Raw genomic sequence first — 22,322 nt, 5'->3', positions numbered from 1 at the left:
CGCGCAGTTCCCCGCGCCCCTTGCGGGCGCTTTCAGCCCAGGTACGCCTCGAAGTCCCAGTACGGGCGGACCCGTTGGCGGGCCGAGAGGGTGTGGGGGTGTTGGGCGCCCAGGATGCGGGTGAGGGACAGGAGGGCGTCCTCCTCCAGCTTCCCCGCCTCCTCCTGCTCGTGTGCCGCCCTCAGGTCCGCGGCGAGAGCGACCTGGCACGACAGCGTGAGCGGGTGCTCGTGGCCCAGTGTGTGCCGGGATCGGCGCAGGGTGTCGCGGCTCAGGTCGACCGCGTCCTCGATGCGGCCGTTGAAGTTGCGCGCGCCGGCCGCGTTGAGGGCGCAGCCCAGGACCCAGGGGTGGTCCTGGCCGAGCGTGGCGCCGAGGCCGGCGAGGGCGGACTCGAACATGGACAGGGCCTCCCCCCGCTCGCCGGCCGCCTGCATCACCAGCCCGGTGTTGGACAGCATGCCGGTGGCCACGGGGTGGGCGGGGCCGAGCAGCGACCGGTACCCGGACTCCGCCTCGTCGATGAGGTCGCGGGCCTGGCTGAGGTCACCGTGTTCCCGCAGGTAGTTGCCGTAGTTGGTGAGGAACGCCAGCGTGCGGTAGTGCTCGCGGCCGTGCAGCTGGATCAGCTGGTCCAGCAGGCTGGCCATCCCGGGGCCGACGTCCGGGGCGTGCCCGCCCTCCCGGCGCCGGCACATGGCCAGCTGGGAACGGGCTTCGAGGGTCTGCGGATGCTGCGGGCCGAGCACCTGCACATGGAGCCGTACGACGGGTTCCTGGCGGGCCAGCGCTTCCCGGTAGCGGCCGAGCAGGCGGAGGCTGTGGGTGACCGCGTTGCCGGAGTGGAGGGTGTTGATGTGCCGGGCGCGCAGCACGCTCTCGCGCCGGGCCAGGGTCTCCAGGTCGAGGTCCAGCGCCTCGGCGTACCGGCCCAGCATGCGCAGGGTGACGCCGAGGTTGTGCCGGGCGACCAGGGTGGGCGGCTCGTCCGGGCCGAGGAGCCGTTCGTTGCCGTCGCGGACCTCGCACTGGAGGTCGTACGCCTCCTGGTAGCGGCCCAGGGAGCGCAGGCCGGAGGCGATGGCGCTCTTGCTGACCAGTTCGCCGATCTCGTTGCGCCGGGGCGCGGCCTGGAGCTGTTTCAGCACGCCCCGGTGCAGCTCGTACAGCTCGCGGAACCGGCCGCTGTTGCGGAGCATGTTGCCCTCCTGGGTGGCCAGGTCGAGCATCGGCTGGTCGATCGCGTCCATGAACCGGGACCAGTGCTCGCGCACCTGCTGGGCCAGTTCCAGGCCGCCGCTGTACTCGCCGCTGCGGGTGCAGTACCGCAGACAGTTCAGGACCAGCTCCTGCACGCGCGGCTGCCGGCTTTCCAGGGCGCCGGAGGGTTCGAGGTGGGGCAGCAGTTCGGCGTAGCGCGGCCAGTTGCGGCTGTCGGCGGGGTTGCCTGGGTCGGCCTCGGCGAGCAGGGTGCGCACCGCCCGCCGGTGCAGTTCGTGGCTGCCGTCGCTGGTCAGCTTGGAGACGATGTCGTGGACGAGCCGGTGCATGTGGACCGACTCCTGGTGCGGGCCCATCTCGGCGGCCAGCGGGCCACGGGTCTCCCGGGTGAGCACCGAGTAGTTGACCAGGGTGTCCAGGGCCCGGGTCCAGGCGGGCAGGTCGGTGGACATCCAGCGCAGTTCCTCGGGCAGCTCGGCGCGCGGGTAGGCGCGGATGAGGCCGAGCGGGATGCGCCCCGGGGCGAAGGACGTGCACAGGCCCAGTACCTCGATGGCCTGGGGCTGGGAGCGGCGCAGCCGGTTGAGCAGGATGGCCCAGGAGGTGAGGGAGGACTGCGGGAAGCCCTCGCCGGTGGCGGGTTCGTCGACGGTGGACAGCCGCCGTTCGCGCACCATCCGCAGGTATTCGGCGGCCTCCATGCCGGACTCGCCGAGCCAGGACGCCGCCTGCACCAGCGGCAGCGGCACGTCACCGAACTCGGCGGCCACCTCGTCGGCCTCGCGGGCGGTGATGTGCGTGGCGCGGCGCATCAGGTAGGCGGTGGACTCGGGGCGCAGGAACGCGGGGATCTCCAGCACGTCGGTGTGCTCGCTCCAGCCCCGGTTGCGGGAGGTGATCAGCACATGCCCGGTGCCCTGCGGGAGCAGCGAGGTCACGCCCTCGATGTCGTCCCAGCCGTCGAAGACCAGCAGCCAGTTCGCGTACGGCTCCCCGCGCCTCAGCGCGTTGCGGACCGCGCGGATGCGTTCGCCGGGCTCGCTGCCGATGCGCAGGCCGAGTTCGACGGCGAGTTCGCCGAGGCGGTCGCGCTGGATGGTGCGGTCGTCGCTGTTGACCCACCACACCAGGTCGTAGTCGGTGCTGAAGCGGTGCGCGTACTCGGCGGCCAGCTGGGTCTTGCCGATGCCGGACATGCCGACGAGCGTGCAGGCGGCGGCGCCGCGCTCGGCGTCGGCGAGCCGCTGGTGGAGTTCGCTCAGCAGGTCGTCGCGGCCGGTGAAGCGCGGGTTGCGGCGCGGCACCTCGCCCCAGATCTCGCACCGCTCGTCCGGGTAGCGGATGCGGCCGGCGAGCGCGCGGGGGCGGGCGAGCGGCTCCAGGCCGAGGCGGCGCAGCAGCCGGTCCTCGGCGGCCTCCTCGCTCAGCGCCCACAGGCTGGCCGGTTCCAGGACGGCGGTGGCGGGCAGCAGCGGCCGGTTGGTGAGGTTGACGGCCGCGAACCGCTCGGCGTGCGCGGCGACGAAGCCGCGCAGCGCGTCGTTCCACTCGCCCGGGGGGCGCGGGCCCAGTTCGAAGAACCAGTCGTTGAGGACCAGCAGCACCTTGCCGCTGGCCAGCAGCAGGTCGCCGAGCGAGTCCTCCAGCGCCACCTCGCGCGGCGGGTCCCAGCGCTGGAGGGTGGCCCGGTGTCCGTGCCGCTCCAGGCACTGCGCGATCCACGCCGCCCACGAGCGGTAGTACCCCGGGAAGACCACGAGCACATGCTCGGGGGCCGCCGCACCGTTCGCGCCCGGTCGCCGCTGTTCCGCCATCGCCGCTCCCTGCTTCCACCGCGGCCGCCGGTCTCCTGGGGCAGCCGCACGCATAACGTAACGCAATAGATCGTGAACGGAGCGTCAGCCCGGCGCGTGGGCGCTCCCCGCGAGGCGCGCGTGGTGGCTGCCCATGTGCCGGACGAACTCCCTTCCGCAGGGGGTCAGTTCATCGGACTCGGCCAGTACGGACAAGGCCTCGGCGACCTGCTCCCGGCACGCCTCGAACCGCTCGGCGGCGCGCCGCCGCCACACCCAGGCGGGTCCGGTGCGGGCCCGCCACCACAGGTCCAGCAGCGCCAGATGCGCGTACGCCCCCTGGAGCACGCCCGGCACCGGGCGCGGGTCCCGCCGCCAGCCCACCCGGTGCAGGCTGCCGCCCGGCCGCCACAGCGGGACCAGTTCGTCCAGCACGGCCAGCTTGGTGTGGTGCGTCTCGTGCACCAGCAGCTCGACCAGCTCCCGCCGGTCGGCCGGCAGCTGGGCCAGGACGGCGCCGGGCGCGGTCCGCACGGTGGCGCTCAGCGGCGGCCCGTCGCCCGCCGACGGCACCAGCGGGACGACGGCACGGACCAGCGCCAGGGTCTCGGCGGCCCGGGCGGGGTGCGTCGCGGCCAGCAGGGCGTGCGCGTCACGCCAGCGGGCGGCCCACGCGGCCGGGTCGGAGTACGGGCGCTCGGCCGCCGGCAGCGCCGCCGGCCCTATGCCGCCTGGGGGTACCCGGTAGGGGTCGACGTCGTCGAGTACGGCGGTGCCGCCGGGCAGGGTGTGCAGCGCCGAACAGGCCAGGGTGGAGTCGGCGGTCCACCGGGTGCCGGGTCCGGCCGGGGCGGCCCCGGGCAGCAGCAGCGTCTGGCCCGCGCCGTCGGTGATCCGCAGCGCCCCGGACCGGCCGCTGAGCCGGGCCCGGCCCCGGCCGCAGCGCAGCAGCCCGATACCGGGCAGCGGCAGGGTGCCGGCGGGCAGCACGCGGGTGGTGGTGAAACGGCAGCCGGCGCGCAGGGCGGCGGCGACGGCCACCGCGCCCAGCCCGGCGAGGCCCTCGGCGAAGTCCGGGCCGTCGGGCGCGGCGAGTGCCGTGGCCAGCCAGGCGCCGGTCGTCGGATAGTCGAGGACGGCGCGGACGGACGGGGCGTCGGACCGCTCGGCCCGCTCCAGCAGCGCCCAGTCGTCCTCGAAGCGCCGCCGTACGGCCACGGGCAGGGTGCCGCGCACGCGGTCGAAGCGGACCAGGAGGGACTTCAGCAGCAGCATCCGCCGGGCGTGCAGGGCGGCACGCAGGGCCGCGGTGGCGGCGGGCAGCGGCCGGGTGCGGGCCAGGGCGCCGAGGATCTCGGGCGGCACCGGGCCGGGGGTGGGGGCGGCCGGGGCGGCCGGCCGTATGTCCCCCAGGGGTTCCACGGCTCCCGGGGTCATGCCACGGTGTCCTCGCCGCGTAAGGGCTGCCGCGCGGGACCGGCCGAAAACGCATGCCCTGGCCGGCCCGGCATGATCTCGTCGTCACCGCCGGTGGTGTACCAGACCCGGCGCAGCCCGTCCGGGTCGGCGAGCACCCCGGCGACCGCCGCGAGCACCGCCGGATCGTCCATGGCACGCAGTGTCCGCAGGTCGACGTCGGTGAGGTCGGGCGGGAACACGACCTCTCCGGCGTCCTCGCCGAGGCCGGCCCCCCGTGTCCTAAGCTCCCCCACCCTCGGCTCCTCCCTGCCCTACGCCCGCCCCGCACAGCCGCAGTGGCTGCCCACTTCTTCCCGACAGGCCGGAAACAGAAACCCTGGACGGCTCAACTCCGGTCAAGTTCGCGCGTGTCGGCCCAGTCCTGGGACCACGGCCACCACGGCGGGGCCGTTTCCCGCCAGGCCGGCTCCGGCAGTGACCGGGGGTCCGTGGGCGGCGGTTGCCGCTCCGCCCGCCGGGTCAGTTCGACATCGGCCCAGTCGACCTCGCGCAGCGCCCCGACGAGCCGCTGCCACTGCTCCCGGGCCGCCCGGAACGCGCCGCGCGCCGCGCCGGGCCGCCCCATCAGCGCCAGCACCGCGCCGCAGCCGTGCCGGGCACGAGCGGCCGTCACCGAGCCGGGGTCGCCGCCATGGGCCGCCTCCGCCTCCCGCTCGGCGTTCTCGTACGCCTGCAACGCCTCCATCAGCACCGGCGCGCCCGCGTGGTACCAGCCCTCCAGCCGCACCCGGCCCAACTGGAGCCAGACCTCGGCCCGTACGGCCGCGTCGGTCGCCGCGCGCACAGCCTGGCCGAGCAGATGCCGGCTCTCGAACAGGTCGGGAAGGAAGCCGACATGGCGGAAGCGCTGGGCGAGCGCGCTGCCGACCAGGCCCTGGAGCCGGCCCCGGTGCGCGGACCGGGCGGGCAGCGACTTCAGCGCCTCGCGCAGCACGTACTCGGCCCGGTCCACCACGCCGGCCCCGTCACCGGCGGAGGCCCGCCGCAGCAGCGACTCGCCCCAGGCGGTGAGGAGCTGGACGCGCAGCGGGCCGTCGGCGGGGGCGAGCAGCGCGGCCCGCTCGTACGCCGCGTCGGCCTCCCCGGTCTCCCCGGCCGCGTCGTGGAACGCGGCCAGCGCGGCCAGGCAGGGCAGCAGCAGGGCCGGGTCGTCCCCGGCGGCCTCCAGCGCCTCGCCGAGCGCCCGCCGGGTCTCGGCGTCCTCGGCCCCGGCCCCGCGCAGCGCCCGCGCGAGATCGAGCAACGCGGGCCCCCGTACGGCGTCGGGCACGCGCTCCCTGGCCAACACGGAACAGGCTTCCCGCAGTTCGGGCACGGCGGCACCGGGATGCCGCAGATCGAGCAGAACCCGCCCACGCAACAACAACCGGGCCCGGTGGGCGACCACTTCCCAGGGCACGCCCTCCCGGCTCGCGCCGGACACGGGGACACCGTCCGGCTCCGAATCACCGCCGCTGGGCACGACGCCCCCCACGCCACCGAGACCGTACCCGGAACCGCCACCACCGGTACGGCCGTGGACGGCCCCGGTGTCACCGTCACGGGTACGGCCGTAGGCCACGCCAGCATCATCGCCACCGGTACGGCCGTGGGCCACCCCGGCGTCACCGGAACCGCCGTAGGCGCCCCCGGAGTCACCGGAACCGGCGTGGCCGACCTCGCTGCCACCGGCCCCGTCGCCGCGCACCCCGTCGCTGCGGACGCCGACGCCACCAGACCCGCCTTCGCCGACCCCGACACCGCCAGACCCGTCGCCGCCAACCCCGGCATCGTCGGACCGGTCCTCACCGAGCACCATGCCACCGAGCCCGGCGTCACCGGACCCGCTGTCACCGGACGCGCCATCAGCGAGTTCGCCGTAACCGAACCCACCACCACCGGACCCGCTGCCACCAGGCCCACCGTCGCCGGCCCCGCCGTCACCAGGGCCCCCGTCGGCAAGGCCGCCGTAGCCCGCCGGGCCTCGCCCTCGCCCTGGGATCGTCCCACCACCGCCGTCCCGCGACAGCGCGTTCTCGGCGGCGGTGTCCTCGTCCCGTCCGCCGGAAGTGCCGTCGACCGTGGCCGCGCCCCCGGGTTCCCCGTGCCCGTCCTGCCAGCCGTGTGCGGCCGCGGTGACGCGGGGCCAGGGCGGGATCTCGCCGTCCAGGGTGCCGAGCGCTTCCGTCAGGTGGTCCCGTTCCGCCGTCAGTTGCCACAACTCCCGTCGGCAGGCGGCCAGTTCCAGAGCCGCTTCCGCCCTCGCCCGGCTGTCGGCGGGAGCCGCCCCGTAGGCGGTGGCGAGTTCGGCCGCCGCCTCCCGCAGCAGCCCGGCGCGCCGTCCCTCCGTCCGCGCGCCCGCCGTACCGGCCTCCGCGCGCAGCACGCGGCCGAGGACCAGGCGGGCCCGGGCCACGGGACCGGGACCGTCGGCGCCCGTGCCCGCCGTGGCGACACGGGCCTGTTCCCGGGCCCGGCGCAGCAGTTCCGGGTCGGCCAGCTGCCGCCACCGGTCGAGCAGCCGCTCGGCCTCGGTCAGCGGGTCGGGGGTGACCAGGTCCGGCAGGTAGAACCGCAGCACGCGCGCGGGGATGCGGGCGAACAGCTCGGCCTCCACGCTGCCGCCGTCACGCGCACCGCCCTCCTCGGCGGGGCGCCCGGTGCCGGCGTCCGGGTCGTGGTCGGCGAGCCGGGCCGCGGCCAGGGCGGCGAAGTTGCGGGTGCCCTTGCCGAAGTGCCGTTCCACATAGGCCGAGCAGTGTTTGAGGACGAGCCCGGCGGTGTCCTGGTCGAGGGAGGACAGCAGCAGGTCCTGCATGCGCGGCGAGTACGCGAAGCACGGCTGCTCCTCGGTGCCGGGCAGCTGCCGCAGCAGTCCGCCGAGCAGTACCTCGGCCAGTTCCATGGGGCCGGTGTCGGGCAGCATGGCCCGCTGGACCAGCCGCATCACGGGCAGGGTGAGGGGCGCGGCGGCGAGGTAGACGGCCAGCCGGAGGGCGCCGGGCGAGGCACCGGCGCGGAAGGCGCGCAGCAGCTCCTCGTCGGTGCGCGCCGCCGGTGCGGTGGAGACGGCCGGTGCCGTGGCGGGGTGGGCGTAGCCGGCCCAGGCGTGCTCGCGGGTCGGCCCGGTGCCGGCGAGCAGCCGGGCGAAGGCCGCGAACGCCTCCGGGGTGGGCTGGAGCACCGGCACGGGCCGGGCACCGGGCGGCGGCTCCTCCCACGGCTCGTCCTCGGGCAGGAAGTCGAGGCGCCCGCCGGACTCGCCGGTGCGGAGCAGCAGGCCGGGCTCGGCGGGCAGCGCGGTACGGCTCCACAGCCGGGTCGGCAGCGGTTGGACGACGGCCAGCGGGGCGGTGCGCGGCCAGCCGTGCAGCAGGCGCTGCGCGGTGCCGTTCTGCCACAGGGGGCCGACGCAGTCGCTGATGACGAAGGTGAGCCGACGCCCGCTGGGGTCGTGCAGCTCGTCGGCGGGCCGCAGCCGGGTGCGCCGGCCGGGACCGGCGGTCGTACCGACGAGGGGGGTGCCGGAGTCGTCGGCGTACAGCTGGTGGACGCGGACGGAGGCGAACGCGCCGGACTGCTGGCAGGCCTGGCGCAGTTCCTCGACCATCTCGCCCCAGACGGCCATGGCGGGCCCGGTGTCCATGAGCAGCTGGACGTCGCAGCGCCGGTGGCGGCCGGGCCGGGTGACGGGGAGCAGGATGCCGCTGGCGGCGGCCCGGTCGGCGGTGGCCGCCTCGTCGATCCGCTCGTCCTGGCCGCGTACGGAGGCGGTGCGGTAGCGGCCGAGGGCACGCAGTGCCTTCTGGAGACCGAGCAGTCCGGGCAGGGCGCCGGCGGCGGGGGCGCGGACCGGGAAGGCCGCGGGGTCGCCGTCGGTCCGGCCGTAGGGGGCGGGGCCCGGGGTGTGCAGCGGGACGGCGGGTGCGGGCGCGTCCGCGCGGAGCGCCTGCGGGCCGGCGTGGCCGTCCGGCGGTACGTCCTCGGTGTCCGGTCCGGCGGCACCGCCCGCACCGGAGGAGCCGGAGGAGCCGGGCGGGCCGTCGGGGCCGGTGCCGGGTGTGCCGGTGGGGTCGCCGGGCCCGGCCGCGCCCAGTCGCCGGGCCAGCCAGAGCGCGTCGGCCACGTCCTCGGCGGTCGGCTGGAGCCCGCCCTGGCGCAGCTTGCCGATCAGCTCGTCCAGGCGCATCCCCGGCATCCGCCTCTCACCTCGTACGGTCGAGCGGTTGCATCAGCATCTCGGCGATCCGCTCCCGGGTGAGGCCCTGCGCGTGCGGATCGTGCTGGGTGAGGAACAGGGCGTTGAGGAGCTGGTCCGCGGCGAGCACCTCTCCCGGCTCCCGCTCCAGGAAGCGGCGGATGAAGTCGCTGCCGGCGGCGACGCCGTCCGTGCCGAGGTGTGCCTCGACCATGGCGGTGAGCTGCTCCTCGCCGGGCGGGTCCAGCTCCAGCTGGACGCAGCGGCGCAGCAGCGGGGCGGGGAAGTCGCGTTCGCCGTTGGAGGTCAGCACGATCACCGGGAAAGCGGTGCACGCGATGCGCCCGCCGCGCACGGCGACCCGGTCGCCGTCGTGCGTGAGCACCTCGACGACGGGCTCCCGGTCGGCCAGCCGTTCCAGCTCGGGGACCGAGAACTCGCCCTCCTCCAGGGTGTTCAGCAGGTCGTTGGGCAGATCGAGGTCGCTCTTGTCCAGCTCGTCGATGAGCAGGACGCGGGGCTGCTCGGCGGGCAGGAGGGCGGTGCCGAGGGGCCCGAGGCGGATGTAGGAGCCGATCCCGGAGGCGGCGGGACCGCGGTCGTCCCCGCGGGCGCGCTCCAGCTGGACGTCCTGGAGCCGGGCTATGGCGTCGTACCGGTACAGGCCGTCCTGGACGGTGGTACGGCTGACGATGGGCCAGCGCAGCACCTTGCCCAGGCCGAGTTCATGGGCGATCGCGTACGCCAGGGTCGACTTGCCGGTCCCCGGGTTGCCGGTCACCAGCAGGGGCCGGCGCAGATAGAGGGCCGCGTTGACCGCGTCGACCTCGGCCGGCCGGGGCGCGTAGTTCTCGACCAGACGGCGGCGCACACCGAGCCGGCGGGCGGTGCTGGGGTCCTCCGGGCCGCTGTCGGCGCCGTCCCGGGAGGCGGCGAAGTCGCGCCAGGGCGGCGGCGCCGGCAACCGTCGCATGCCGTCGTGCGGCTGACCCACTCCGCGGTAGATCCGCCAGTCGTTCACCTTGGGCTCCTCCCGGCTCTGGTGATCATGCAGCGGGCCCGGCCGTCCGACGTACGAGGCTACCGCCCGCCGGCCGTGCCCGCCGAGGTTCGCGGCGTCCGGCACCCCCTGCCTCTCCCCGTAACACCCGTACGGCTCAACGGAGTTGACGGAGTGTCCGCCGGGAGCGGCCGACCGCCACGCGGGTCAGCCGCCGGGCGCGGCCAGCGGCGGCGGCCGCATGCTCTCCGTCCCGTACGGCGGCCGGTCCGGCGGCGGGTCGAACAGTACGGCGATCTTGCCGCGCAGGCCGTGCGCCCGGGCGGTGTCCGGGTCGGCCAGGCGGATGCGCAGATCGCGGACCGGGCCGTGCAGCCCGTCCGCGTGCCCGGCCAGCCCCAGCAGGGCGGCGGCCTGCCGATGGAAGTCCCCGCACTCGTCATGATCATGCAGATCGCGGCGCCACAGCACCACCGAGTGCCCGGAGCGCAGCGCGTCCCGCATCGCCGCATAGCCCTCGCCGCTGCCGACGGGGCCGCAGTACACGGGCACGGACGCGTCGCTCATCGCCGACAGGGCGCCGTAGTACGGGTACTTGCCCCCGGCCCCGGCCCCCGGCGGGTGCCCCTCGGCGGCGGGCCGCCCGTGCAGCGTCCCGTGCGCCAGCGGGCCGCGCAGGACGCCCTTCCAGCGCCGGCGCCACTCCGGGGAGGGCGGCAGGCCGTTGCGCCGGACGTCCCGTATGACGACGGTCCGCCGCATCCCGAGCGGCAGGGCCCGCTCGTCCAGGAGGTCGTCGTCCTCGTCGTCCTCGTCGTCCTCGCCGGCTGTGGCGGCGCAGGGGTCGGGCAGCAACTGCCAGTCGTCCACCGGAAGATCGAACAGCTTGCGGGGCAGGAAGACCTCGATCGCGGCGAGATGCTCTCCGTGGTCCCCCTGGTTCAGCGCCCTGGCCAGGGGCTCCCGCAGTACCCGCGCCAACTCCTCGGCCCGTACGCCCCGGTCGTCCCCGTCGACCGGCGTGACGTCCTGCCCGCCGTAGATCAGCTGCACACTCCAGGGATGCCGGCCGTAGGCGGCCGGACCGACCTTGACGAGGACGTCGGTACGCGTGTCCGAGGAAGAGGTGAGCAGGGAGGGGGCGGCGGCCTCCGGCTGTGTCGCAAGGCTGCCCTCGGGCGTGTGCGCGGACCCGGCGGGGAGTGGGGCCGTGCCGGGCTCGGCGGGTGACGGCGTACCGAGGCACTCGACGGTGGACGGCGCGTCGACGGTGGACGGCGTGGACAGCGCGTCGACCGTGGACGGCGCATCCACGGTGGACGGCGTGGACAGCACGTCGGCGGTGAACGGCGCGTCGACGGCACCGACCGGCGTCGGGACGTCGACCGCTCCGCTCTGGGCCGGGACGGCCTGCGCGGGAGTCACGACCGCCCTGTTCGACACGGGCACTCCGCCGGACGGGCCACCGGACATGCCATCGGACGAGCCACCGGGCACGGCGGTGGTCGAACCGTCGGCCCGCCCCGTCCCCTCGGTGCCCTCCAGCAGCGCGCGGATGGCCTCGCCGACCGCCCAGTGCCGGTGGCCGGCGGCCTGCCCGGCTATCCACTCCGTGAACGCCCGCAGCCGCCCCGCGTCCACCTCCCCGGCGTGCTCGCGCGCGGTCCTGCGGGCCACCCGGGCCGCGTACAGCAGTACGGCGTCCAGATCGACCGGTGTGCCACCGCCGCCGCCCGGATCCAGCATGCGCAGCCCGTGCAGCAGCGCGGCGCCCTCACGCCAGGTGCGCGCGTTCCGCAGCACCAGTGACGGCAGCCGTTCGCCGCGCACCTGCTCCTTCACGTCCTCCACGAGGTGGACGACCTCGCCCGCTCCGGCCGGCGGCGGCAGGTGCGCGAGATGGCCGTAGAGCCGTGTGCGCAGGTCGGTGGTGATCCCGGAGACGGAGGGCGCGTGACCGGGCAGGGCGGCCTGGACGGCGGTCCAGTGCGGGTACGGCGAGGAGGCGCCGAGGAGGCTCGCGTGGTGCAGGTCGTGCGCGCGCAGCACCTCGCGCACCGCGCGCCCGGCCTCCCGCGAGTCCAGCAGTTCGTACAGCGCGGTGACCGGGACGGCGACACCCTCCTCCCGCCGGCGCCCTTTGATCACGCCGATGACCGAGCCGTGCCGCAGGTCGAGCACCGGCCCGCCGGAGAGTCCGCCGATGGGCAGGATGCCGGTGAGCAGCAGGGCGCGGGCGTCGGAGCCGGCGAGTTCGCCGCTGCCGTGCCGGATGCCCAGTTCGCCGGTCTGCACCGACCAGCCGTACAGCCCGAGCGGGGTGCGCGGGCCGGCTTCCCGGTCGCCGAGCCAGAGGCAGCGCACCTCGTCGGCGCCGGTCACCCGGACGAGCGCGAGGTCGGGGAACGGCCAGGGGTCGCGCGCCGGTCGCCCGGCCTCGGGCCGGGGCGCGACGACGACGGCCGTCCCGGTGCCGCCGCGCGGTTCCCAGGCGCCGACGGCGGTGCGCTCCTGCCAGGTCACGCTCAGGGCGCTCTCCCCTCGGCACACCGCGGCTCCCCCCTTTCCCACGACGTGGGCGCAGGTCAACAGCCAACCCGGGGCTATGAAGAACCCCGACCCCCAGTACGAGTCACGGTCCGTTGCATACCCGTCACCCGGTGCGCCGATGCGCGCGAGGGAGGGGCGCACCATCTCGTCGAAGGCGCTCATGCGGCGCCGGGGGCCGGGGGCTGTGACGGTACGACCCCGCCGCCCGGCGCCGCCGGGTCCGCGCCGTCCGCCGGCGTGGCCGGTTCGGTCCAGGTCAGGGACACGGTGAGGGAGGAGGTGCCGCCGCCCTCGGCGATGGCGCTCACGATCTTGCCGGACTGCGCCGTCAGTTCGATACCGAAGCTGACGGAGACCTCGACGGGGGACGGTGTGTCCAGACCGGCGCGCAGGGAGCGCACGACACCACCGACCGTGCCGGCCAGTCCCCCCGCCATGTCGATGACCCGGTCGCCGAGTCCGGTGTCCCAGTAGCCGCCCTCGTCCAGCGCCTCCTCGGCGGCGGCGCTGATCCTGGCCCAGACGACGGTTCCGTCGTCCAGGCGTACGCGTTCGATTCCTCCAGCCATGACGCCCCCGTTCGCCGATGGGAGGAGAAGGCTAACTCCCGGGGAGGGAGAGGGGGAGGGGAAGAGGGGTGCCGGCGCGGGATACGGCCGATGATCGCCCCTACTCGTCCTCCTCGTCGTCGAGCCGCGCGAGCCAGGTGGCCAGCCGCTCCACGGGCACCTCGAAGTCCGGGTTCAGGTCCACGAACGTGCGCAACTGTTCCGCGAGCCACTCGAAGGTGACCTCTTCCTCGCCACGCCGCTTCTCCAACTCCTCGATACCGCGGTCGGTGAAGTACATCGGTGCCCATCTCCAGCAGATACGTCAGCCTGACAACAACTCCCACCAGCCTATGCCGCCGCCGGGCCGTGGCCGGGCCGAGCGCCGGCGTCCCCCGAAAGAGCGCCTTGACTTCCCGCAGCCACGATATATCGTGAATCTCAGAGACGCGATATGGCGTGTCGCGACACGTGCCCCGCCCGGCCGAGGAGGCCCCATGTCCGAGTGGTCCGTCACCGAACCCCAGAAGCTGACCTTCGACACCCCCGTGCGCGACCTCCAGGTCCGCATCGTCAACGGCACGGTGAACGTGGTGGGCACGGACGAGGGCGCCGCCCGTCTGGAGGTCTCGGAACTGGAAGGCCCACCCCTGGTCGTCACCCAGAACGGCACCACCCTCACCGTGGCCTATGAGGACCTGCCCTGGAAGGGCTTCCTGAAGTGGCTCGACCGGAAGGGCTGGCGCCGCAGCGCCGTCGTCTCCCTCGCGGTCCCCGCCGACACCCGCGTGGAGGTCGGCGTGGTCGGCGCCGCCGCGGTCGTCTCCGGCATCCGCGGCCCCGCGGTGATCAAGGGAGTGACCGGCGACACCACCCTGGTCGGCGTCTCGGGCCCGGTCCGCGCGGAAACCGTCTCGGGGAGCCTGGAGGCCCAGGCGGTCACCGGCGACCTGCGGTACCACTCGGTCTCGGGCGACCTCACCGTGGTCGAGGGTTCCGGCTCCTCCGTGCGCGCCGACACCGTCAGCGGCTCCATGATCGTCGACCTGGACCCGGACGGCCCCACGGACATCGGCCTCACCAGCGTCTCGGGCGAGATCGCCATCCGCCTGCCGCACCCGGCCGACGCCGAGGTGGAGGCGAACACCGCGAGCGGCAGGATCTCCAACGCCTTCGACGGCCTGCGGGTGTACGGCCAGTGGGGCGCCCACAAGATCACCGGCCGCCTCGGCGCCGGCACCGGCAAGCTGCGCGCCACCACGGTCTCCGGCTCGATCGCCCTGCTGCGCCGCCCACCCCACGACGACGAGAGCACCCCCTGGGACACCGAGCCCCACCCGGCCGGCCACTCCCCCGCCACCCCGGGAGACAATTCCGTCTCCGGCCAGGACGCCACCGGGGACACCACCGGCGACCCGGCCGACGGCACGACCGACAAGAAGGTGCTCTGACATGCCTCCCGTCTTCGCCCACGGCCGCCTCCGCCTGTACCTGCTCAAGCTGCTCGACGAGGCCCCGCGTCACGGCTACGAGGTGATCAGGCTTCTCGAGGAACGCTTCCAGGGGCTCTACGCCCCCTCGGCGGGCACGGTCTACCCCCGCCTGGCCAAGCTGGAGGCGGAGGGCCTGGTCCGGCACACCACCGAGGGCGGCCGCAAGGTGTACGCCATCACGGACGCGGGCCGCGCCGAACTGGCCGACCGCAGCGGCGAGCTGGCCGACCTGGAGCTGGAGATCCGCGAGTCGGTCGCGGAACTGGCCGCCGAGATAAGGGCCGACGTACGCGGTGCGGCCGGCGACCTGCGCCGCGAGGTGCGCGCCGCCGCCTCCGAGGCCCGCCGCGGCACGAAGGCGTCCGGGGCCGAGTACTCCTTCGGGGAGTACGGCGAGATGGGCGACAAGGAGGCCTGGAAGACCGCCAAGGAGGAGATGCGCCGGGTCAAGCAGGAGTGGAAGGAGCAGGCCCGGCGCGCCAAGGACGAGAGCCGCCGGGCCCGCGAGGAGGCCCAGCGGGCCCGCCACCAGGCCCAGGAGGCGCAGGCGCGGGCACGGGCCCAGGCGCAGGAGGAGTTGCAGCGCATCGCCCGCCGCGTCCAGGACCGCGTCCAGGACCACTTCACACGCGGCGACTGGCCGACCGGCGTCCGCGAGGGCCTGACGGAACTGGCCAAGGAGTTCGGCGAGTTCGGAAAGGACTTCGGGAAGGACTTCGGCAGGGACCGGGGCTTCGGCCGCCCCGCCGAGGAACCGCACTACGCCTCTCCCCCGGAGGACTTCCCCGCCGAGTACGAACCCTCCTGGGCCCACGACGACACCACCGGCGACCCGTCCCGCGACCTGGACCGCCTCCTGGACCGCTTCCGAGACGACATCCGCGACGCGGCCCGCGACCACGGCGTCACCCCCACGCAACTCCGCGAGGCCCGCCACCACCTCTCCACAGCAGCGGCCCACATCGCGGCGCTACTCCACACCCCCAAAACCTGACGTCCAAGCCACCCGAGCAGGACGGCCCCCAACCACCGCTCGCCCGAGCAGGACGGGCCCCAACCACCGCTCGCCCGAGCAGGACGGGCCCCAACCCTCCACCCGCCCGAGCCGGGCCGATGCCCCCACCCACCGGACCCAAGCGGAGCGACCGGGCATCCCGAACCCCGAGGCCCCCTCCGGACGCCCACCCTCCAGTCGACCGAGTCGGGTGGGTGGGTGGGCAGGCATTCGGGGTCCGGGGCGGAGCCCCGGGGGCCCGCCTTCCAGCCGACCGAGTCGGGTGGGCGGGTGGGCAAACAGAGGTCAAGGCGAAGCCAGCCCTCACCCCCCAGCCGACCGAGCCGGCGGGCAGACCCTCGACACCCCCTCGAACGTCACCCCGTGATCCGCCAACACCTCCCCCGCCACCCCCGGCAACACGGTGAGCGCCAACAGCAGATGCTCATCCCCGATCCACCGCTCACGCCGAGCCAGCGCAACCCGCAACGCCCGCTCCAACACCCCCTTAGCCCCCCGACCGAAGCTGGGCCGCCGCCTGGCCGGCGACCACCCCGACCAGCCCCCACCCCGCCCCCGGTCGCCGGACATCGCTCCGACGCCGTGCACTTCCTCCACCCGCGCCACGATCTCCGACACATCGATCCCGAACCCGGCCAGCGCGTCCGCGTCGGCCCGGGTCAGCCCCGCCCGCCGCCGGGCCTCCTCCACGGCCCGCCGTACCGGCTCCCGCTCCCGCGGCTCCGCGAGCCCGAGGGCGGCCAGCGCGAAGGAGGCCCGGCTGCCCTCCCGGTCGAGAAGCGCGAGCAGCAGATGCTCGGCATCCACGGACCGCGCCCCGCCCTCCCCCGCGTACACCAACGCTCCCTCGACCACCGCACGGGCGTCCTTGGTGAACCGCTCGAACATCAACGCCTCCCGTACTTCTTGTGCACGGCCTGCCTGCTGACACCCAGCTCCGCGGCGATCTCCTGCCACGACCAGCCCTGATTGCGCGCACTGCGCACCTGTACCGCCTCCAGCTGCTCCAGCAGCCGGCGCAGCGCGGCCACGGCCCGCAGTCCGACCCGCGGATCACGGTCACCGGCGCGCTCGGCGAGATCGGTTGCCTCACTCATGATGTCAATCTAGGTTGACACTCCCCAGACGTCAACCCCAGTTGACAGCCAGGCCACGCAAAAGGCGGGCCCGACACCCCGGACCCGCCCAGCGACCTCTCAGCCTCGCGACCCAACCTCAGGAGTTGGTAAGCACGATCTTCCCGAACTGCTCCCCGGAAGCAAGCCGTTCGAAGCCCTCCCGGGCCCTGTCCAGCGGCAGCTCCTCGTCGATGACGGGCCGTACCCCGGTCGCGGCACAGAAGGCGAGCAGGTCCTCCAGCTCGTCCTTGGTGCCCATGGTGGAGCCGACCACCTTCAGTTCGAGGAAGAAGATCCGGGTCAGCTCGGCGTGCGAGGGCCGGTCCCCACTGGTGGCACCGGAGATGACCAGCGTCCCGCCGGGCCGCAGGGACTTCACCGAGTGGGACCAGGTGGCGGCGCCCACGGTCTCGATGACGGCGTCCACCCGTTGCGGCAGCCGCGCTCCGGGCTCCACGGCCTCCACCGCGCCCAGCTCCAGGGCCCGCTTCCGCTTGGCCTCGTCCCGGCTGGTGGCGAAGACACGCAGCCCGGCGGCCTTGCCGAGGATGATCGCGGCCGTGGCGACACCGCCGCCCGCGCCCTGGACGAGGACCGAGTCACCGGGTCGTACCCCGGCGTTCGTGAACAGCATCCGGTACGCCGTCAGCCAGGCGGTCGGCAGACAGGCGGCCTCGGCGAAGGACAGCTCCTTGGGCTTGGGCAGGATGTTCCAGGTCGGCACGGCGACCTGTTCGGCGAAGGTGCCCTGGTACCGCTCGGTGAGGATGGAGCGCGGCTCGTCGGGGCCCACGCCGTGGCCGGTCTGGCCGATGACGGAGTGCAGGACGACCTCGTTGCCGTCCGCGTCGACACCGGCGGCGTCGCAGCCGAGGATCATCGGCAGCCGGTCCTCCGGGAGGCCGACGCCCCGCAGGGACCAGAGGTCGTGGTGATTGAGGGAAGCGGCCCGCACGGTGATGGTGCTCCAGCCGGGACGGGCCTCGGGAGCCGGACGCTCCCCCAACTCAAGGCCGGTGAGCGGCTGGTCGCGGTCGATTCGGGCGGCGTAGACAGCGAACATGCTGCCGACGATAGGTGGACTGATCAGCCGACGGAACCACACGGCCCTGTGACACTTGCCCTCTTGCAGAAGGACACCCTTGCGGCGCAGCCCGACACAAGCGCCCGCAGGGGCACCTTTCACACCCTTTCACACCACCAGGTTCGGGCCGGTGGGAAAGGAAAACGGCCCCGCCCGAACGGACGGGACCCTTTCCACACGACGTCGGCGACGCGCGACGCCCTCTTCCACCCGACGTCAGCGACGCGCGACGCCCTCGGCGCGAGCGGCAGCCGCGACCGCCGCGGTGACAGCGGGAGCGACCCGCTCGTCGAACGGAGACGGAATCACGTAGTCGGCGGCGAGATCGTCACCGACCACCGCGGCCAGCGCCTCGGCGGCGGCGATCTTCATCCCCTCCGTGATCCGCGTGGCCCGCACCTGGAGCGCGCCCGCGAAGATCCCGGGGAAGGCGAGCACGTTGTTGATCTGGTTCGGGAAGTCCGAGCGCCCGGTGGCGACGACGGCGGCGTACTTGTGCGCGACCTCCGGGTGCACCTCGGGGTTCGGGTTGGCCATCGCGAAGACGAAGGCGCCCTTGGCCATGGAGGCGACGGCGTCCTCCGCGACCGTACCGCCGGAGACGCCGATGAAGACGTCGGCGCCCGCGAGGGCGTCCTCCAGCGAGCCGGTGAGGCCGGCCTTGTTCGTGAAGCCGGCCAGCTCGCGCTTGACCGGGGTCAGGTCCTGCCGGTCGGCCGACACGACGCCCTTGCGGTCCGCCACCGCCACGTCCCCGATGCCGGCCTCGACCAGCATCTTGGCGATGGCGACACCGGCCGCGCCGGCGCCGGAGATGACGGCCCGCAGCTGGCCGATCTCACGCCCGCTGAGCCGCGCCGCGTTCCGCAGCGCCGCGAGCGTCACGACGGCCGTACCGTGCTGGTCGTCGTGGAAGACCGGGATGTCCAGGCGCTCCTGGAGCCGGCGCTCGATCTCGAAGCACCGGGGCGCCGAGATGTCCTCCAGGTTCACTCCGCCGAAGGAGGGAGCGAGCCGGACGACGGTCTCGACGATCTCGTCCACGTCGGTGCAGTCGAGCGCGATCGGCACCGCGTCGACGCCGCCGAACTGCTTGAACAGGATCGCCTTGCCCTCCATCACGGGGAGGGAGGCCTGGGGACCGATGTCCCCGAGTCCGAGCACGGCCGTACCGTCGGTGACGACGGCGACCACGTTGGACTTCCATGTGTAGTCGTTGACCAGCTCCGGCTGCTGAGCGATCGCGGTGCACACGCGAGCGACGCCGGGCGTGTACGCGAGGGAAAGGTCGTCCTTGTCGCGGACCGGCACGGTGGCCTGCACGGCCATTTTGCCGCCGCGGTGCAGCGCGAACGCCGGATCGAAGGAATCGAGGGGCTCCGCCCCGCCGTCCTGGTCCGTTGTGCCGTCGCTGCGAGGATTGACGATCTCCGCTGCCACTTTGTTTTACCCCTTAGGTATGCATGGTTTGAGGGTCGACCACTCCTGGTGAGGGGTGGGCGGGCACCGCGTACGGCTCGATTGCGGATACGTACGAGCTCATACGCGACGGGCGCGCCGCACACGCGCCCTGAGCCCCGGATGAGGGGTGTAAAGAACCTTCTTACCGGACGGACGGCGCCCGCGACGAGTCCATTAGGTGCAAGGTCACATCGCGAAACCGGAAGACGACACGCGGATGACGCGCGACCGACGGACCGCAAGGGCGCGAAAACGCCCAAGGCCGACCGATGGGGCGGGCGGAGGAGTGACCGCATCCTGAGACGCACCGAAGATTTTCCGGCCGGAGCGCTGGATTCCCGCAGATGGTTCGGTGGTGATGGACCAAGGATGTACCGACCTGATGCGGTTCGGGGGTCACCCGTTATCCGATTTTGACATAGCGACGCCCCTGAATGGCGTAGTCCGAATGGCAAGATGCCGTAAACCCACGAGGTCGCGACACCCGAAGGTGTGTGTTTCCGTCGACCCATCGGCAACTCTTCCCATCCGCCGGAGGAACCACGATGACCGCAAGCTCCACCCGTCGTACGACCGCAGCGCGCTCCCGTCTGGCCGCGGCCGGTGCGATCGCGGTCGCAGGGGCCCTGTTGATCACCGGTTGCGGTGACCAGACCAAGGACAAGAACGAGAACTCCGGCAGCGCGTCCACCAGCAGCGCCCCGCTCGCCGACAAGCTTCCGAAGGAGATCCGGAGCAAGGGCAAGATCAGGGTCGGTTCGGACATCGCGTACGCCCCGGTCGAGTACAAGGACTCCGCCGGCAAGGTCGTCGGCCTGGACCCCGACCTGGCGGCGGCCCTCGGCAAGCAGCTCGGGGTGACGTTCGACTTCCAGAACGGCACCTTCGACGCCCTGCTGACCGGTCTGCGCTCGGACCGCTACGACATCGCCATGTCGGCCATGACGGACAACAAGAACCGTCAGGAGGGCGTCGACCCGGACACCGGCAAGAAGGTCGGTGAGGGCGTCGACTTCGTCGACTACCTGACCGCCGGTGTCTCGATCTACACCCGCAAGGGCGACACCAAGGGCATCACGTCCTGGGACGACCTGTGCGGCAAGAAGCTCGCCGTCCAGCGCGGCACCACCTCGGAGGACCTGGCCAAGCAGCAGGCCAAGAAGTGTCCGAGCGGCAAGAAGCTCGCCATCGAGGCCTTCGACGACAACCAGCAGGCCCAGACCCGGCTGCGCTCGGGCGGCGCGGACGCCGTGTCCGCCGACTTCCCGGTGGCGGCGTACGCGGTGAAGACCTCCGGCGGCGGCAAGGACTTCGAGATCGTCGGCGACCAGGTCGAGGCGGCCCCGTACGGCATCGCGGTCTCCAAGCAGGAGACCCAGCTGCGCGACGCCCTCCAGGCCGCGATGAACGCGATCATCAAGAACGGCGAGTACCAGAAGATCCTCGAGAAGTGGGGCGCCCAGGACGGCGCCGTCAAGGAGTCCGTGATCAACGGCGGCAAGTGACCCGCGAAAGCCGAGCGGCCGCTGAGAGGCAATTCCCGTGACTGACATCGACAAGACGGCGGGGCCGGTGGACACGCCCCCGGCCGGCGCGGAGGCCGTCAAGGCCATTCCGGTCCGGCACTACGGACGCTATGTCTCCGCCGTCATCGCGATCGCGCTCCTCGTCGCGATCATCTACGCGTTCGGCCAGGGCAGGATCAACTGGCACGCGGTACCGGACTACTTCTTCGACGACCGGATTCTGACCGGTGTCGGCAAGACCCTCCTGCTGACGGTGCTGTCGATGCTGATCGGCATCGTCGGCGGCATCGTCCTCGCGGTGATGCGGCTGTCGAAGAACCCGGTGACCTCGTCCATCGCCTGGTTCTACATCTGGTTCTTCCGCGGCACCCCGGTCCTGGTCCAGCTGTTCCTCTGGTTCAACCTGGGCCTGGTCTTCGAGTACATCAACCTGATGCCGTTCTACAAGGACTACTGGTCGAACTTCATGACGCCGCTGCTGACGGCGTTGCTCGGCCTGGGTCTGAACGAGGCGGCGTACATGGCCGAGATCTGCCGGGCCGGCCTGCTGGCGGTGGACGAGGGCCAGACCGAGGCGGCCCACGCGCTCGGCATGAGCCACGGCAAGACGCTGCGCCGGGTGGTCATCCCGCAGGCGATGCGCGTGATCGTGCCGCCGACGGGCAACGAAGTGATCAACATGCTGAAGACGACCTCGCTCGTGGCGGCCGTCCAGTATCCCGAGCTCTTCCGTTACGCCCAGGACATCGGCCAGAACTCCGGCGCCCCGGTGGAAATGTACTTCCTCGCCGCGGCCTGGTACCTGATCATGACCTCGGTGCTGAGCGTCGGTCAGTACTACATCGAGCGGTACTACGCCCGCGGCTCCAGCCGTCAGCTGCCGCCGACGCCGTGGCAGAAAGTGAAGACGAACATGCTGTCCCTGGGCCGGCCCAAGGGAGGCACGGCATGACCGACAAGCTGAGCAAGACGCAGGACACCCGACCGCAGGGCACCGTCCCGATGGTCAAGGCGCAGGGCGTCCACAAGTCCTTCGGCCATGTCGAGGTGCTGAAGGGCATCGACCTGGAGGTGAAGCCGGGAGAGGTGTTCTGCCTCATCGGCCCCTCCGGCTCCGGCAAGTCGACCTTCCTGCGGTGCATCAACCACCTGGAGAAGATCAACTCCGGGCGGCTGTACGTCGACGGCGAGCTGGTCGGCTACCGCCAGCAGGGCGACAAGCTGTACGAGCTGCGCGACCGCGAGGTCGCGATGAAGCGCCGCGACATCGGCATGGTCTTCCAGCGCTTCAACCTGTTCCCGCACATGACGGCCGTGGAGAACGTCATGGAGGCGCCGGTGCAGGTCAAGGGCGCGAACCGGGCGCAGGCCAAGGAACGCGCCATGCAACTGCTGGAGCGCGTGGGCCTGGCCGACCGGGCCGGGCACTACCCCTCGCAGCTCTCCGGCGGCCAGCAGCAGCGCGTGGCGATCGCCCGGGCGCTGGCGATGGACCCGAAGCTGATGCTGTTCGACGAGCCGACCTCGGCCCTGGACCCGGAGCTGGTCGGTGACGTCCTGGACGTCATGCGCGACCTCGCCGAGTCCGGCATGACCATGGTCGTCGTGACCCACGAGATGGGCTTCGCCCGCGAGGTCGGCGACAGCCTGGTGTTCATGGACGACGGTGTGGTGGTGGAATCCGGCCACCCGCGGGACGTGCTGACGAACCCGCAGCACGAGCGGACGCAGTCGTTCCTGTCTAAGGTCCTGTAGGCGGCGACAAGGGGCCCTGGGGGGGGGGGGGGGGGGGGGGGGGGGGGGGGTGTGGGGGGGGGGGGGGGGGGGGGGGGGCGGAACCTCGTCCGGGCTTACTCC

Annotated in this window: 17 protein-coding genes; 5 read left to right on the top strand and 12 right to left on the bottom strand. The window is 73.3% G+C overall.

What is annotated here, in order from left to right; translation table 11 throughout:
* Positions 1 to 32 precede the first annotated feature (32 nt).
* From fxsT to ACZ4WH_RS18720, 8 genes are all read right to left on the bottom strand, one after another.
* Positions 33 to 3,035 carry an FxSxx-COOH system tetratricopeptide repeat protein gene (gene fxsT / locus ACZ4WH_RS18755; RefSeq protein ID WP_468181707.1) on the bottom strand — a complete coding sequence of 1,001 codons (3,003 nt, stop codon included), beginning with the start codon at positions 3,033 to 3,035 and terminating at the stop codon, positions 33 to 35.
* A gap of 84 nt (positions 3,036 to 3,119) precedes the next feature.
* Positions 3,120 to 4,451 (bottom strand): aKG-HExxH-type peptide beta-hydroxylase, encoded by a 1,332-nt coding sequence (locus ACZ4WH_RS18750; RefSeq protein WP_468181705.1) that lies wholly within the window; start codon positions 4,449 to 4,451, stop codon positions 3,120 to 3,122.
* Positions 4,448 to 4,726, bottom strand: a complete 279-nt coding sequence (locus tag ACZ4WH_RS18745; protein WP_468181703.1) for a hypothetical protein — start codon at positions 4,724 to 4,726, stop codon at positions 4,448 to 4,450. The genes ACZ4WH_RS18750 and ACZ4WH_RS18745 overlap by 4 nt, the downstream gene beginning before the upstream one ends.
* 92 nt (positions 4,727 to 4,818) lie before the next feature.
* Positions 4,819 to 8,670 carry an SAV_2336 N-terminal domain-related protein gene (locus tag ACZ4WH_RS18740; RefSeq protein WP_468181701.1) on the bottom strand — a complete coding sequence of 1,284 codons (3,852 nt, stop codon included), beginning with the start codon at positions 8,668 to 8,670 and terminating at the stop codon, positions 4,819 to 4,821.
* Between the two features lie 7 nt (positions 8,671 to 8,677).
* Entirely contained in the window at positions 8,678 to 9,691 is a 1,014-nt protein-coding gene (locus ACZ4WH_RS18735; RefSeq protein ID WP_468181852.1) for an AAA family ATPase, read from the bottom strand.
* Between the two features lie 186 nt (positions 9,692 to 9,877).
* Positions 9,878 to 12,364: a VMAP-C domain-containing protein gene (locus ACZ4WH_RS18730; protein WP_468181850.1), complete on the bottom strand. Its 2,487-nt coding sequence runs from the start codon at positions 12,362 to 12,364 to the stop codon at positions 9,878 to 9,880.
* A 14-nt stretch (positions 12,365 to 12,378) separates the two neighbouring features.
* The gene (locus ACZ4WH_RS18725) at positions 12,379 to 12,789 is read right to left on the bottom strand and encodes a CU044_2847 family protein (protein WP_468181699.1); all 411 of its coding nucleotides are present in this window, start codon (positions 12,787 to 12,789) and stop codon (positions 12,379 to 12,381) included.
* Between the two features lie 100 nt (positions 12,790 to 12,889).
* Positions 12,890 to 13,069, bottom strand: coding sequence for a DUF6104 family protein (locus ACZ4WH_RS18720; RefSeq protein ID WP_014674941.1), 180 nt, complete (start codon positions 13,067 to 13,069; stop codon positions 12,890 to 12,892).
* A gap of 196 nt (positions 13,070 to 13,265) precedes the next feature.
* Between ACZ4WH_RS18720 and ACZ4WH_RS18715 the strand changes: the two genes are divergently transcribed.
* Both ACZ4WH_RS18715 and ACZ4WH_RS18710 read left to right on the top strand, forming a co-directional pair.
* Positions 13,266 to 14,219 (top strand): DUF4097 family beta strand repeat-containing protein, encoded by a 954-nt coding sequence (locus ACZ4WH_RS18715; RefSeq protein WP_468181697.1) that lies wholly within the window; start codon positions 13,266 to 13,268, stop codon positions 14,217 to 14,219.
* 1 nt (position 14,220) lies between these two features.
* Positions 14,221 to 15,255 (top strand): PadR family transcriptional regulator, encoded by a 1,035-nt coding sequence (locus ACZ4WH_RS18710; protein ID WP_468181695.1) that lies wholly within the window; start codon positions 14,221 to 14,223, stop codon positions 15,253 to 15,255.
* A gap of 324 nt (positions 15,256 to 15,579) precedes the next feature.
* Here the strand turns inward: ACZ4WH_RS18710 and ACZ4WH_RS18705 are convergent, their stop codons facing one another.
* The 4 genes from ACZ4WH_RS18705 to ACZ4WH_RS18690 form a co-directional block, all read right to left on the bottom strand.
* Positions 15,580 to 16,164, bottom strand: coding sequence for a Clp protease N-terminal domain-containing protein (locus tag ACZ4WH_RS18705; RefSeq protein WP_468181693.1), 585 nt, complete (start codon positions 16,162 to 16,164; stop codon positions 15,580 to 15,582).
* Positions 16,164 to 16,373: a helix-turn-helix domain-containing protein gene (locus tag ACZ4WH_RS18700; RefSeq protein ID WP_030339104.1), complete on the bottom strand. Its 210-nt coding sequence runs from the start codon at positions 16,371 to 16,373 to the stop codon at positions 16,164 to 16,166. Before ACZ4WH_RS18700 ends, ACZ4WH_RS18705 begins: the two co-directional genes overlap by 1 nt.
* A 118-nt stretch (positions 16,374 to 16,491) precedes the next feature.
* Entirely contained in the window at positions 16,492 to 17,457 is a 966-nt protein-coding gene (locus tag ACZ4WH_RS18695) for a zinc-binding dehydrogenase (RefSeq protein ID WP_468181691.1), read from the bottom strand.
* 237 nt (positions 17,458 to 17,694) lie between these two features.
* Entirely contained in the window at positions 17,695 to 18,918 is a 1,224-nt protein-coding gene (locus ACZ4WH_RS18690) for an NAD(P)-dependent malic enzyme (RefSeq protein WP_468181689.1), read from the bottom strand.
* Between the two features lie 566 nt (positions 18,919 to 19,484).
* On the opposite strand from ACZ4WH_RS18690, the gene ACZ4WH_RS18685 reads away from it, so the two are divergent.
* The 3 genes from ACZ4WH_RS18685 to ACZ4WH_RS18675 are packed head-to-tail and all read left to right on the top strand — an operon-like array spanning position 19,485 to position 22,220.
* On the top strand, positions 19,485 to 20,444 hold the full coding sequence (locus ACZ4WH_RS18685) for an ABC transporter substrate-binding protein (RefSeq protein WP_468181687.1): 960 nt from the start codon (positions 19,485 to 19,487) through the stop codon (positions 20,442 to 20,444).
* Positions 20,445 to 20,481: 37 nt separating this feature from the next.
* Positions 20,482 to 21,417 carry an amino acid ABC transporter permease gene (locus ACZ4WH_RS18680; RefSeq protein ID WP_468181685.1) on the top strand — a complete coding sequence of 312 codons (936 nt, stop codon included), beginning with the start codon at positions 20,482 to 20,484 and terminating at the stop codon, positions 21,415 to 21,417.
* Complete coding sequence (locus ACZ4WH_RS18675; protein WP_468181683.1) at positions 21,414 to 22,220, top strand: amino acid ABC transporter ATP-binding protein; 807 nt, start codon at positions 21,414 to 21,416, stop codon at positions 22,218 to 22,220. The genes ACZ4WH_RS18680 and ACZ4WH_RS18675 overlap by 4 nt, the downstream gene beginning before the upstream one ends.
* Positions 22,221 to 22,322: the final 102 nt, after the last annotated feature.

The organism is Streptomyces sp. NPDC029138, from assembly GCF_055564375.1.
Note: the sequence above shows the minus strand (reverse complement) of the source record. Positions and strands in the feature narration are given on the sequence as shown.